The 12,931-nt window shown below is 63.8% G+C and carries 15 protein-coding genes; 6 read left to right on the forward strand and 9 right to left on the reverse strand.

Features of this window, described 5'->3' with window-relative positions; all coding sequences use genetic code 11:
* Positions 1 to 43: 43 nt before the first annotated feature.
* Positions 44 to 283, reverse strand: a complete 240-nt coding sequence (locus ACKTEK_RS09930) for a hypothetical protein (RefSeq protein WP_409165132.1) — start codon at positions 281 to 283, stop codon at positions 44 to 46.
* A gap of 99 nt (positions 284 to 382) precedes the next feature.
* Between ACKTEK_RS09930 and ACKTEK_RS09935 the strand changes: the two genes are divergently transcribed.
* Positions 383 to 1,429 carry a glycosyl transferase gene (locus ACKTEK_RS09935; protein ID WP_409165133.1) on the forward strand — a complete coding sequence of 349 codons (1,047 nt, stop codon included), beginning with the start codon at positions 383 to 385 and terminating at the stop codon, positions 1,427 to 1,429.
* Positions 1,430 to 1,487: 58 nt separating this feature from the next.
* Entirely contained in the window at positions 1,488 to 2,108 is a 621-nt protein-coding gene (locus ACKTEK_RS09940) for a response regulator (protein ID WP_409165134.1), read from the forward strand.
* Positions 2,109 to 2,126: 18 nt separating this feature from the next.
* Here ACKTEK_RS09940 and ACKTEK_RS09945 read toward each other — a convergent pair whose 3' ends face one another.
* Together ACKTEK_RS09945 and ACKTEK_RS09950 are read right to left on the reverse strand one after the other, a co-directional pair.
* Positions 2,127 to 2,723: a GDYXXLXY domain-containing protein gene (locus tag ACKTEK_RS09945; RefSeq protein WP_409165135.1), complete on the reverse strand. Its 597-nt coding sequence runs from the start codon at positions 2,721 to 2,723 to the stop codon at positions 2,127 to 2,129.
* On the reverse strand, positions 2,720 to 3,817 hold the full coding sequence (locus ACKTEK_RS09950; protein ID WP_409165136.1) for a DUF2157 domain-containing protein: 1,098 nt from the start codon (positions 3,815 to 3,817) through the stop codon (positions 2,720 to 2,722). Before ACKTEK_RS09950 ends, ACKTEK_RS09945 begins: the two co-directional genes overlap by 4 nt.
* 155 nt (positions 3,818 to 3,972) lie before the next feature.
* On the opposite strand from ACKTEK_RS09950, the gene ACKTEK_RS09955 reads away from it, so the two are divergent.
* The 4 genes from ACKTEK_RS09955 (at position 3,973) to ACKTEK_RS09970 (ending at position 7,346) form a co-directional block, all read left to right on the forward strand.
* The gene (locus tag ACKTEK_RS09955; RefSeq protein ID WP_409166145.1) at positions 3,973 to 5,229 is read left to right on the forward strand and encodes an MFS transporter; all 1,257 of its coding nucleotides are present in this window, start codon (positions 3,973 to 3,975) and stop codon (positions 5,227 to 5,229) included.
* A 46-nt stretch (positions 5,230 to 5,275) separates the two neighbouring features.
* The gene (locus ACKTEK_RS09960) at positions 5,276 to 5,998 is read left to right on the forward strand and encodes a DUF1194 domain-containing protein (protein WP_409165137.1); all 723 of its coding nucleotides are present in this window, start codon (positions 5,276 to 5,278) and stop codon (positions 5,996 to 5,998) included.
* 72 nt (positions 5,999 to 6,070) lie between these two features.
* A complete protein-coding gene (locus tag ACKTEK_RS09965; protein ID WP_409165138.1) occupies positions 6,071 to 6,949 on the forward strand; it encodes a glycosyltransferase family 2 protein in 879 nt (292 codons plus the stop codon).
* Complete coding sequence (locus tag ACKTEK_RS09970) at positions 6,924 to 7,346, forward strand: acyl-CoA thioesterase (protein ID WP_409165139.1); 423 nt, start codon at positions 6,924 to 6,926, stop codon at positions 7,344 to 7,346. Before ACKTEK_RS09965 ends, ACKTEK_RS09970 begins: the two co-directional genes overlap by 26 nt.
* Before the next feature lie 25 nt (positions 7,347 to 7,371).
* On the opposite strand, the gene ACKTEK_RS09975 is transcribed toward ACKTEK_RS09970, so the two are convergent.
* From ACKTEK_RS09975 to ACKTEK_RS10000, 6 genes are all read right to left on the reverse strand, one after another.
* On the reverse strand, positions 7,372 to 8,166 hold the full coding sequence (locus tag ACKTEK_RS09975) for an enoyl-CoA hydratase/isomerase family protein (RefSeq protein ID WP_409165140.1): 795 nt from the start codon (positions 8,164 to 8,166) through the stop codon (positions 7,372 to 7,374).
* Positions 8,167 to 8,248: 82 nt separating this feature from the next.
* Positions 8,249 to 9,346 (reverse strand): YeeE/YedE family protein, encoded by a 1,098-nt coding sequence (locus tag ACKTEK_RS09980; protein ID WP_409165141.1) that lies wholly within the window; start codon positions 9,344 to 9,346, stop codon positions 8,249 to 8,251.
* Positions 9,347 to 9,476: 130 nt separating this feature from the next.
* The gene (locus ACKTEK_RS09985; protein WP_409165142.1) at positions 9,477 to 9,893 is read right to left on the reverse strand and encodes a hypothetical protein; all 417 of its coding nucleotides are present in this window, start codon (positions 9,891 to 9,893) and stop codon (positions 9,477 to 9,479) included.
* Entirely contained in the window at positions 9,893 to 10,789 is an 897-nt protein-coding gene (locus ACKTEK_RS09990) for a hypothetical protein (protein WP_409165143.1), read from the reverse strand. The genes ACKTEK_RS09985 and ACKTEK_RS09990 overlap by 1 nt, the downstream gene beginning before the upstream one ends.
* On the reverse strand, positions 10,771 to 11,676 hold the full coding sequence (locus ACKTEK_RS09995; RefSeq protein WP_409165144.1) for a hypothetical protein: 906 nt from the start codon (positions 11,674 to 11,676) through the stop codon (positions 10,771 to 10,773). The genes ACKTEK_RS09990 and ACKTEK_RS09995 overlap by 19 nt, the downstream gene beginning before the upstream one ends.
* A 73-nt stretch (positions 11,677 to 11,749) precedes the next feature.
* Positions 11,750 to 12,808, reverse strand: coding sequence for a zinc ABC transporter substrate-binding protein (locus tag ACKTEK_RS10000; protein ID WP_409165145.1), 1,059 nt, complete (start codon positions 12,806 to 12,808; stop codon positions 11,750 to 11,752).
* Positions 12,809 to 12,931 lie beyond the last annotated feature (123 nt).

A 12,931-nucleotide genomic window follows, 5' to 3' on the forward strand; every position in this document is an offset into this window, starting at 1 on the left:
CACAGATTTGGGGGCGGGACAATCCCGCCAGCTGCATGGCAGATCAGTTGGCCGTGCCGCCTTCACCACCAGCCGAACCACCGGCAGAGCCGCCGTCACCGGCGGGGGCAGACACGTCAGGCACCTGAAGGTCGACGTTGACGGAATCGCCACCATTGAAGAAGCCACCGGAGTACAGGAAAGCCGCGCCGGCCAGAACTGCGATCAGGATACCGGCAATAAGCCAGGTAGCACTAGCACCACCGTTCTCATGCACGACAACACGTTCATCTCTCGGTTCCATCTTGTGTCCTTTCATTTTTGCGGACCATTGCGATGGACAATCAATGCGCTCGCACGCGATAAGTTTCATATGCGCAGCCGGTCTGGTTAACCGGCATGCATGCATCACGACTGGGTGTTGGCTGGCTTGAACCTTTCCGTGGCAGCGATTTGCGGGCTGATCGGTGGTGCTGCGACACTCGCGGCAACGCCCTTCCTTATCCGTCATCTCACCGCCCACGGTATCCTTGATGTGCCCGGCCCGAGGTCCAACCACGTGGCGCCCGTGCCGCGTGGCGGCGGGCTTGCCATCGTCGGCCCCTTGGCGCTGGTCTGGCTCGGCCTAAACGTCCATTTGCCAGTCCCGGCCTTCATGTGGATCGTCCTGTCGGGCGTCGTGATGCTGACCGCGATCTCCTGGCTCGACGACCGGCATCCGCAACCGGTTGTCCTGCGTCTGCTGGCGCAGGCGCTGGCGGTGGCGCTTCCGCTGCTGCTGTTGCCCTCGTCCATGCGACTTGCGCCCGATCTTTTTCCGATGACCCTGGAACGCCTGTTGCTCGCGCTTGCCTGGGTCTGGTTCATCAATGTCGTGAACTTCATGGACGGGCTGGACGGGCTTGCAACGGGCCAGGTTGCCACCGCGAGCGTCGCAGTGGCCGCCATCGCCATCGCGTTTCCAGCCCTTGCCTATCCCGGCTATGCGACAGCCATCGCCGTGGCGCTCGCGGCCTCCGCGCTGGCCTTCCTGCCCTTCAACTGGCCGCCCGCGCGGGTGTTCCTCGGAGATTCCGGGTCGGTGCCGCTGGGCTACGTCACCGGCTTCCTCCTGTTGATGCTGGCACTGGCAGGCGCACCGCTGGCCGCGCTGATCCTGCCAACATATTTCATCGCCGATGCAACAGGCACGCTCGTGCACCGGCTGCTGAAAGGCGAGCGGATCACCGAGGCGCATTCCACGCACCTCTATCAGCGTGCGCGCCGGGCCGGAAAGTCCCACACGTGGGTGGCCACTCGCGTATTGGTTGCGAATATACTTTTGGCCGTCAGCGCGTTTTTCGCCGTCACCAGTCCGTTGACCGCAACGGTTTGTGCGTTGTTTGTACTGGGAACAATTGGCTTGTCTTTGGCCGCCGCGGCACGTAGAAATCGGCCAACAGAGGCTTAACGCTACGTAAGTACTTGCGCGTTAAAGCCGGATATATCTAGATAATCCGGTACGGACAATGGATGTCGACGCGTTGCAGAACACCAACCCAAAGTTGCATCTTCGTCGCATTCTTGTCGCCGAGCCTAGCTCCTGGGACCGTCGGCAGCTTTCCTCCATGATGCGGTCCTTCGGGGCCACCGAAATCCAGAATGTCGGCGACGGGTTCGAGGCGCTTGAGACGCTCGACCATTCCGGCGCGGACATCGCCCTCATCGGCGAAAACCTGCCGGGCCTGACCGGCCGCGAACTGGTGAAGGCCATCCGTCAGCACCAGCGGCCGGACGTGTGCCGCATGCCGATCATCTTCATCGTCAATCACGTCTGCCGCCGCGACATGCAGGAGATCGCCCGGCTCGGCGTGCACGAGGTGGTGTGCAAGCCGTTCTCAACGCGAACGCTGATGGACCGAGTGAACTGGGCGCTGACGATCCCGCGTCCCTTCATCAATATCGACGGATATTTCGGGCCGGAACCACGCAGCACATTCTGGAAACACGCGGTCAAGCCACGGCAGGACAAGAAGTTGAAGTCGCTCTCGATCAAGACCGGCGAGGCACGCGGCGGCAAGCAGCAAAAGCCGGGCAAGCGGGAAACGCCTGCAAAGCAGGCCGAAGACAACGACATCGTCGAGCTTTGAGCCAGCTCGACTGTGCCCTCAGAATAGCGGCTCGTCGTAGATCGTCTCGCCGTTCTTCACCAGACCCTTGATCGCGCTCTGCCCGTCTTCGGTCACGGCGACGATCACCGATAGATCTCCGTCGCGCACGAGGTTTTCGAGGTCCTTGCCCTGCCCTTCGGGCACGAAATAGGACTCGATGCCATAGCGCAGCAACACGCGGTCGCGGTCGCTCCAGTTCGACACCGACGTCACCTTCGCCTTCAGCACATGCGCTCCGGCCTCGACGGTGCCGGGGAACGTCCTGTCGATGGCTGCAATGCGCCAAGCGGCGTCGCTTGCGCCCTCCCCCGGCACAATGGTCACGAACACCGCGTCCTTGCGCGCAAGATCGCCGGCACCAGGGACAGCATCCGTCTCGACGCTCGATATCTCGTAGTTCAGCACGACGTAGTCGCCGCGAAACGGGTCGCGCGGGTCGCGTGGTTCGGTCTTGAGGACGATTTCCGCACCCGAAGCGAGGATCGCGTTGCGCTGGTAGATCATCGCGGCAGGCACCGCGAGTTGCACCAGCCCGACCAGGATGCCCCCGGCGATGAGCGCGCGCGCCGGGAGTGCCTTGCGCCATGCCCTCATGCCGCGTCCTCCGTGCGGGGCGCGCGGCGCAGTTTCACGCCAAGCCAGGCCAGCGCGATGACGATCAGCCCGGCGGTGAAGAAGAACAGCGAGGTGTGCACCAGCGTACCGACCGTCTCGAAATAGATGCCGACAACCTCGATGGAGAAGCCGAGATAGGCCACCCAGATCGCCATGCCGCGCCCATGTTCGCGCCCGATCGCCAGCACCGCCAATGACAGCGCCAGCGCCAGCACACACATCACGATAAACGAACCGGGATCGGGGTTTTCGAGGAATTGCAGATTGAACAACCCGGCGAATGCGACCGCGTACCCATACATCAGCGCCAGCGGTGCATTGTCGTCGATGACGGTTTCTCCGCGCGGGCGGGCAAGCATGATCGCCGCTCCGAGTGCTGCGACCACCGCACCGATGATCGTGGTCTGGTAGGGGATGAAGGACCGGTCGAGGATCAGCGGCACGGTCACGACCCAGACCGTCATCGCCAGCGCCAGCAGGTGGCGCGCCCCGGTGAATCGGATCCACCACGCCAGCACAGCCATGCCGAGGCAGATCAGCGGGAAGAGCCAGTGAACGGTGTCCCGGTCTGCGGTGATACCGCCGGACCAGAGGCAGAACACGGCGAAGGCGAAGACCCAGACGGCAGAAGCCCTGTAAACGAGGCAGCACAGGGTGCATCCCAGCGCCCAGGCCAGCACGGCGTCCGTGGGATTGCCATCAAGGTGATACATCTGCGCGACCAGCATGATGCTGGCCCCGTAGACACCGCACGCGACTATCAGCGCCGATTGCCCGAACGCATCCTCGCCGGAAAGATAGGGCCACAGCGCGACGCCGTGTGCGGCAACCAATGTCCCTGCGAGCAGGAACAGGCGAACGGTGCGCGGGATTTCCTCCCAGTTCGCTGCAACGAAGGTCAGCACGGACGCGGCAAGCAGCACCGCGCCGAGAAACACGAAGATATGCGGCAAGCCGAATCTGCTGCGCCGCGCGGCAAGGTCCTGCCGGATCGCGGCAAGCCCCTCGCCGGAAACCCAGCCATTCGCGGCCCAGCGCTCAACGTCAACGATTGCCTTTTCGACGTACCGCACCTGCGCGTCCCGATTCCTGCTTCGTGCTCCGAGCGGTGATACTAGCCGCGCAGCACGGCGCTGAATACTGTCCCGGTTGCGCTACCCGCATGGCTCGCGTCTGGCGCGCAGTGAAGCCCGGTGATACCGCTGCTGAAAAGGAAGCGCCGCAAGCCATGCATGTGAACCGACCTCTCGGACAGCCTGTCCCCGCAGCCGTCAGCCCGATTGACGGTCGCGATGCGTGGGCGCGGCTGATCGTGTCGGTCCTGATCGGCACAATCGGCAGCGTCGGCCTGTGGTCCGTCGTCGTCGTGCTGCCGTCGGTCCAGGCGGAATTCGGCACTGACCGCGCCGCGGCATCGCTTCCCTACACCCTCACCATGATCGGGTTTGCGCTGGGCAACCTGCTGGTGGGTCGCGCCGTGGATGCGCTCGGCATTGTCCGCCCCCTGGTTTTCTCGGCGTTCGCCCTGTCCGCTGGCTACATCTTCGCCGGAACGGCATCCTCTATCCACGAGTTCGCAATCTGGCAGGGCCTGTTGGTCGGCGTCGGCTCGGCGACCTGTTTCGGGCCGCTGGTTGCCGACCTGTCGCACTGGTTCAGGCGCCGCCGTGGCTTTGCCGTCGCTGCCGGGTCCACCGGCAACTATCTCGCAGGCGCAGTCTGGCCGCCGATCATCACGCTCATCATGGCCACATCCGGCTGGCGCGCGGCCTATGTCGCGGTCGGCATCATCGTTCTGGTGCTGATGCTACCCTTGATCCTGCTCCTGCGCCGCAAGCTGCCCGAGGCGCACGCACCGAAAGCCGCCGTCGTGAGGGGTGGCGGCGCGCGCGCCGACATATCGCCAACCGTGCTGATCTGGATGCTCGGTGCCGCCGGCATCGGGTGCTGCGTGGCCATGTCCATGCCGCAGGTGCACATCGTGGCCTATTGCGCCGATCTCGGCTTCGGCATCGTCAATGGCGCGCAGATGCTGTCCATCATGCTGGCCGGCGGTGTTGTCAGCCGCCTTGCCTGCGGCATCATCGCGGACCGGATCGGGGGCATCCCCACGCTGCTCATAAGTTCGACGCTTCAGATGCTGGCACTGGCGCTCTACATCCCGTTCAACGGGCTGGCCTCGCTCTATGTCGTCTCGCTGGTCTTCGGGCTTGCACAGGGCGGGATCGTGCCGAGCTACGCGCTCATCGTGCGCGAGTACCTGCCCGCGCGCGAAGCGGGTCAGCGCGTCGGCTTTGTCATCATGCTCACGGTCTTCGGCATGGCGCTCGGCGGCTGGCTGTCCGGCTGGATCTACGACTTCACCGGCTCCTACCACGCCGCTTTCATCAACGGCATCGCGTGGAACTTCCTCAACATCACGATCATGGTGCTGCTGCTGATGCGCACCCGCACGCCGCGCGGCGGAAACCTCGTCCCGGCCTGACCCTTTTGATCTTCCCAAGGCGGCGAGAATTGTGCAGGCTTCCGCAATGGAAGCGGGCACCGGATTGCGAAGCCGTGTCGCCGCGATAGCAGCCATTGTGGCGCTGATCGCCGGGTTGTCCTGTTCCTTCGCGTCCCACGCCAGAGCGCAATTGCGCGCCGATCTCGCGCTTGTTCTGGCGATCGACTGCTCCTATTCGGTCAACACGCAGGAATACCAGCAGCAGATCGTCGGCTCGGCGCAGGCGCTGATCGACCCGGAAGTGCTGGAGGCCATCGCGCGCGGCCGCCACAAGCGCATCCTCGTCGCTGTCGTGCAATGGTCGTCCGAGCACAGCCAGATCATGTCGGTCCCGTGGATGCAGGTCTCGAACGCCGCCGAAGCGCTGGAACTTGCCGCGCGCGTGCGCGCCCAGCAGCGGCAGACCGCGGAAGGCTCGACGTCGATCTCCGGCGCGATCAACGCCGGCATGCAGGCATTCGAGCGGCTGCCCTTTCCCGCCGACCGCCTCGTCATCGACATTTCCGGCGACGGCACCAACAACCGCGGCGAGAAAGTCGACAATGTTCGCGACCGCGCTGTCGATGCGGGTATCACCATCAACGGCCTGACGATCCTGAACGACTTCTCGTGGCTGCATCACTACTACCGCAACCACGTGATCGGCGGGCCCGGTTCGTTCATCGAAATCGCCGACGACTATTCCGCGTACGGCGAGGCGATCCGGAAGAAGATATTGCGCGAAATCCGCGGAAACTGGGTATCGTGATTGACCCGCGCGGGGTATGACCGTCAGTCACGTTGGCGCGGCAGGCGCCATAGACTCTAACTTGTCTGACGCATGCTCATCTCGGTCATCATCTCGACCTATAACCGGCCGGACGCACTCAATGCCGTCCTGCGCGGCATGCTGCGGCAGACGGACCGCGATTTCGAGGTACTCGTCGCCGATGACGGGTCCGACGAGATCACGGGCGATGCCATCCACGCCTTCATCGGGCAGCTGCCGGTCAAGATCCAGCGCGTCTGGCAGCCCGACCGCGGCTTCCGACTTGCCGCCATGCGCAATCGCGCCATCGCCAAGGCCAGCGGCAACTACTTCATCTTCCTCGACGGGGACTGCGTGCCGCGCGCCGACTTCGTCGCGAGGCACCGCGCGCTCTCCGAACCGGGACACTACGTGTTCGGGCAGCGCATTCTGCTCAGCAAGAGCTATTCCGAGCGCATCCTCAACGACAATATCGACATCTCCGGCCTGTCGTTTCCGCAGCTCGCCTTTGCCCGGATGCGCGGCCATGTGAACCGCGCCCTGCCGGCGCTGCCCCTGCCGCTCGGCTCGTTGCGCAAGGCACACCCGCGCGACTGGCGGCGTCTGCGCGGCTGCAACTTTGCGGCCTGGCGCGAGGACGTGATGCGCGTCGACGGGTTCGACGGGTCATATGTCGGTTGGGGGCTGGAAGATTCCGATTTCGCCGTTCGCCTGTGCAACGCGGGCGTTCGCGCCAAGGACGGACGCTTTGCGACCGCCGTGCTGCACCTGTGGCACCCCATGGGCGACCGTGAAATGCTGGCCGAAAGCCTCCGCCATTTCGAGCACGCCAAGGCAACCGGCGCCGTCAAGGCACAAAAGGGCCTGTCCTCGCTCACGATCCATCCCGCCACGCGCCCCGGCACAGATCCCGGAATTCAGACCGATGAACCAGCAACCAGCGACGAGTGAAACCCCGGCAAAGGACGTGCAGGAGCCGCGCGGCGCGCTCACCGTGCGCACGGTCGCCATGCCCGCCGACACCAATGCCAACGGCGATATCTTCGGCGGCTGGGTGCTGTCGCAAATGGACATGGCCGGCGGCATTCGCGGCGTCGAGCGCGCCAAGGGCCGCGTCGCGACGGTCGCCGTCGATGCGATGACCTTCATCCGCCCGGTGCATGTGGGTGACGTGCTGTGCGTCTATACCGACATCGACCGCATCGGCCGCACCTCGCTGCGCATCCACGTCGAAGCCTGGGCCATGCGGTTCATGACCGACACCCGCGAAAAGGTGACGGAAGCGGCCTTCATCTTCGTCGCCATCGACGAGGACGGGAAGCCGCGCCCGGTTCCAGCCGAGGGCTAGGACGAGAGCCAGGAGCAGCCGCCGCTCAGCGGCCTTTCCACTCCGGCTTGCGCTTGGACAGGAACGCCTCGATGCCTTCCTTGAAGTCTTCGCTCGTGTAGCACTGGGTGATGATGTCCTCGTCATGCGTCTCGCCGAGACGCACGCGGCGAATGCCGGTCTTGGTCGCCTGCATGGTGAGCGGGGCGTGGCTGCCGACGGTTTCGGCCAGCTCGCGGGCGCGCGTCATCAGCGCGTCGTGGTCAGGCAGCACCTCCGACACCAGTCCGATGCGTTCGGCATCCTCGCCGGAAAGAAGCCGCGCGGTGAGGATCATGTCCATGACCCGGCCAGCCCCCACCAGAGCCGAAAGCCGCTGGTAGTTGGCAACTGACAGGCAGTTGCCCAGCGTGCGCGCGATGGGGAAGCCGAAGCGCGCGTCCTTCGTGGCGATCCGCAGGTCGCAGACGCTGGCAATCGCCGCACCGCCACCGGTGCAGGGACCGGAAATCGCGGCGATGGTCGGGACCGCGCAGGTCTCGATCGTCGTCATGATCCGCTCGATCTTGTCTTCGTAGGCAATCGCGTCCGCCGGGCCCTTGAAGTCGCGGAACTGAGACATGTCGGTGCCGGCCGCGAAGGCCTTCTCGTCGATGCCGGTGACGATGATCGCTTTGATCGAGCCGTCAGCCTTGGCATTCGAGCAAAGCTCGGCCAGCCCTTCGTACATGTCGAATGTGAGCGCGTTGCGGGTGCGCGGCCGGTTGAAGCGGGCAATGACGATCCCGTCTTCCTCGCTGATGATCAGATCCTGCTGCGCCGTTTCGCCGTTCTCGCTCATGTGCCGCTCCCTGCCGGTTCATAATGTGGCACGCACATTACATGCAGCAGCGCACATTTGAAGGCCGCGCAGCGGGCGGCAGCTATTCGGCAGGCTGGGCCGCGCCGCGGCGGCGGAATGCTTCCAGCGCCGAGCCTTCCAGCAGCATGGCGAGGCCCATCCGCGCACCGATGACGATGGACAGGATCGTGAACGGTGCCGTGATCGCCATGGTCGAAACGCCCGTCAGGCCCTGCCCGATGGTGCACCCCATGGCGAAGACGCCACCCACCCCCATCATGGCCGCTCCCACAAGGTGCCGCCGCAGTTCCCGCCCGTCGTCGCAGGCCTCCCAGCGCACTTCCCTGTTGCGCCAGGCGCAGGCCATGCCCCCCAGCAACGTGCCAAGGACGAGACCGATGCCGTAGTCCGGGACGGTCGCGGTGTAGGTGGTGAATTTCATGATCGTGTCGCCCACGGGAACGACGAACGACCCGGCCTCGAGCTGCACCACGTCAAACGAATTGCGCGAAGCCCACGTCGTCGCCAGCCACCCGAAAGGGATGACGAGGCCGACGATCGTGCCGGTTGCGACCTGCCGCGCATTGGCGAGATAGTCGGACGAGGAGAAGATCCAGGCCAGCAGGACGACGGCGATCACGACGCCGATCGGCCCGCTCACGTCCCGTCCGGCGAGAACAGATGCAATGCTGCCGATGGACTGGTCGCCCGCCACGGACAAATCCAGCGCGAGATTATCGACCAGTGGAATGCGCAGCTGCGCCAGAAGTCCGCGCTGGGTCGAGAGCGCGGTCAGGCCCAGCACCAGCAGCACGACCAGCGCGCGCAGGTTGCCACCGCCGAGGCGGACGACCGCGGAAAACCCGCACATGCCGACCAGCGCCATGCCGAAGCCGAACATCAGTCCGCCGAAAATGGCGCCTGTCCACACGAACTGGCTGGAGAGATAGAAGCTGTCTCGGATGTCGATGATGCCGGCGTGGATCAGCCCTTGCGTGGCGATCATCGCAACGGTCCCGGCCAGCACCCAGGTGCGCAGAGGCGTGGAGTTGCCGCCGTACCAGTGCTGTTCCAGCGCCGCCATGGTGCAGAAGCGGTTCGCCCGTGCGACGTATCCCAGCACGATGCCCGCAGCCAGACCGAGGAACGGCAACACGAGCGTTGCGTCGAGACCGTCCATGCATTTCCTCCTGCCCGCACTGACGGCGGGCTGAAGGACAAGCTTACATATAGCGAAGTTTGAATGCAATCTTGCGTCGCGACCGCCCGTCGACGATCTCGAACGATACTCGTTGAAATTTCGCCGAAATCTATAACCCGGATTCAACCCGCGCCGACGACGTGCTGCGTCGAGCGAAGATGAGCAATGCCATACCGAAGATCGTCCACAGGACAATCGCGCAATAGATCAGCCAATTGACTGCGAACAGGACCTCGCGCACCACGAAATCCGACGGCTGGAAGCGGATGAAGAATTGCAGCGCGGACACGATTCCGCTCACCACCAGCAAGATAAGGATCGAGGTCTGCCATTGCAGGTGACGGCGCATCGCCCGCGAGACCCGCGGGATGCCGTGCCGGATCAGGAACGGAACGCCGAGCAGGCAAAACAGCACGACAAGCGCCATGGCCTTGGCCATGACCGGTGTCACCGGAAGCAGGTGAGACAAAGCCCCCAGAACCAGGGCGAGACCAAAGAGCAGGTAGTTCGCCAAGGCATGCTGCATCACCCGCACCTCCGGACCCGGTAGCCGATTTCGTCCAGGCCATTTTCGGAAATGAACCGACGCTCCATGGCTTGCAGCCGGCCCGATGCCCTCAGCCTCGCGATGCCCTGATCGAAGAACGCCTGAAGCTCGGCATCACGGAAAACCATGTGGTAGGGCGTTGCGCAAGCAAACGGCGCAAACGCCATGTCGGCGCGGACATTGTCGGCGACGAACTGCTGGTTGTAGGCGAAGAGGATTGCACCGTCTGCAATGACGGCATCGACGATCTGCCTGTCGAGCAGGCTGGAGTGAACGCTCTGCCGTTTCTCCTCGACATAGAGTGCAAACGACCCGACATGATCCGACAGTCCGGACAGGATGCGCGATGCGCCGCCAAAGGCGACGATCCTGTGGCCGGCAAGCGCAGCGAAATCTTCGCCGTCCAGCCCGTCGGGAAAAGCGGACATCCGGTAGCTTATCCCGTTCTGGTAGCTGACATAACTGACGCTTTGATAACCGTTGAGCGCGAGGCCTTCCGGGACGGTGGTAACTGCCTGGTACCGGTCGTCCGACAGGAAACTGCTCCAGTGACGGGTGAACGGCTGCACAAAGAACTCGACCTGATCTTCCCGGTATCGCGGAGCCAGCGCGGCAAGGATGATATCTCGCTCGTAGCCGCGTCCGTGACGGTCCACATACGGTGGCAGGAGCGCGGTCAGGATGTTCAGCTTCTCGTCCCGGACATTGCGCGCGCGACCATGGTCGTAGAGGACTGTGCCGAGCACGAGGATGAAGCTAGCAATCACGATGCAAAGCCCGACGAGAAGATACGGTTGCCGCCGCAGAACGAGACGGCGGCAGTAGATATCGGCGGCACGAAGCCGGCGTCCGAGGGCTACTGCACCTCTTCCCATGCCACCTCCTCCTGCATCACGTAGTACTTGCCGGTCAGTGCCAGATCCAGAAGGCTGTTGATCAGCAGGCACACCAGGACCCAGAGGGTGATCGCAATAGCCGGATCGGTTCCCGTTCCCACGAAAAGGCCGACGGCCATGTCGTAGAGATGCGCGATCAGCACAGGCGAGGTCGGACTGACATCCGACACCTCCAGCGCCGGCATCTGAACCGCGGAGATGCAGGCCACCACCGTGGACTGGCATGATCCGACGACGACGAATGGAGCGAGTGCGAGGAGGCTGAACGCCAGGTTGTTCCGAAACCAGATGACCCCGCCTGGCAATTCAGCTGCCATCCCTTCACCGGCTTTGCGTCTGAGCCAGCCCTCATATCCGGCGAGCATCCCGATCCACAGACCGTTGATGATCAGCAGCGCCGCATGGGCAATGATGTAGCCGGAGACCGACGCCCCATCCAGAACAGGGTTGGAGGACAGGAGGAACATGATGAACTTGTATTCACGGCAAATAACGTAGAAGAGCCCGCCGTGCAGAAAAATGATGAACCAGTTCAGTGAGATGAACCAATTGGGCAAGCCCGGTAGTCGCGGCTCTTCTGGTGAGCTGTGCGCGGCGGCATAGATCAGGCGCCGCAGGTTACGCGGCACCCAGAAGAACCTCATGCCCAAGAGAATTACGTTCAGGAAGAACAGGAACGTGACCCACCTCAGCGCCAGTTCCTGTTCGCCGGCCCCGAACAGGACATTCGTGATGAAGGTGTGCGACCCGATGAAGACTTCGGTGAGCCCCAAGGCCATGATGAACGCGTAGACCGCGTTGATCGTGTCCAGCCCGCGCGTGCTGAAGGCCGGATTGAACCGGTAAGTCTTGGTCTCCCCAGCCATGCCAGCCCCGACGCACCCCGTATTCCTGCCGCCACGTTAACGATGGGAACACGGGTGAAGCAAGCGGGTTCGGCTAGCCCGCTAGGCAGCGGCGGAATTCGGCCGCCATGTTGCGCAGGAGCGCCGGGTAGAGCGAAGCCCCGGCTTCAAGCTTCGCTCCGAGCGGATCGAGCACGCCGACGCGCGCGTCCGTGCCTTCCGCAATCGTCTCGATGATCTTGGGTTCGAACTGCGGCTCGGCGAAGACGCAGGCAACGCCTGTGCGCGCGATCTTCTCGCGAAGCTCGGCAATGCGTTCAGCGCCCGGCCGCGCATCGGGGGAGATCGTGACGGAGCCGGAGGCTTCCAGCCCGAAGCGGCTCTCGAACATGTGGTACGCGTCGTGGAAGACGATGAAGCCCGCGTCGCGGACTGGGGCGAGAGCAGCTTTCAGCTCATCCTCCAGCCGGGCCATCTGAACCTCGAAGGCATCCGCATTTGCCTGATAGGTCTCGGCATTGTCCGGATCGGCCTCGGCGAGGGCCTCGGCGGCAGCGTGCGCCATGGCGGCGGCATTTCGCGGATCCAGCCAGATATGCGGATCGACACCACCATGGGCATGTTCGTCGCCGTCGTCTTCGCGGCCGCCGTCTTCATGCCCGGCATGATCGGCGTGCGCGGCATGGTCGCCGTGCTCGACGCCATCGTGGTCATGGTCGTGATCGTCATGGCCTTCGCCATGCTCGTCGTGGTGCTCGCCCGCGTGGCTGTGCGTCTCGAAGGCACCGCCTTCGCGCAGGTCGATCAACGTCAGGCCATCCGCCTCCATCAGGGACACCGTACTGGCATTGCCGGTTAGCGTTTCCAGCGGCCCTTCGAGGAAGCTCTCCAGGCGCGGTCCCACCCAGAACACCAGCCTGGCATCTTGCAGGAGGCGGGCCTGCGACGGCTTGAGGCTGTAGGTGTGCGGCGATCCGGCACCCGCGACGACCAGTCCCGGCGTACCCGTATCGCCCATCACCGCCGCAACGATCGCGTGCACGGGCTTGATGGAGGCCACGACGCCATCCATCGCCTGCGCGGGCACAGCCCCCACGGCCATCGCCCCCATCATACCCAGCATCGCTTTCCGCCAGTTCGGTACGACTGTCATCGTCATTCTCCGCCTGAAAATGCCCGCTAACCGAGCTTGTCTCGCGATGTAATGTTATTACATTTGTAATGATATAACATTCGATGGACAGCCCTGCAAGCGGGCTTTACGTTGGAAATCGAA

This window comes from Tepidamorphus sp. 3E244 (assembly GCF_046159835.1).
In the GTDB taxonomy this organism is placed as follows: domain Bacteria; phylum Pseudomonadota; class Alphaproteobacteria; order Rhizobiales; family Tepidamorphaceae; genus JACKJK01.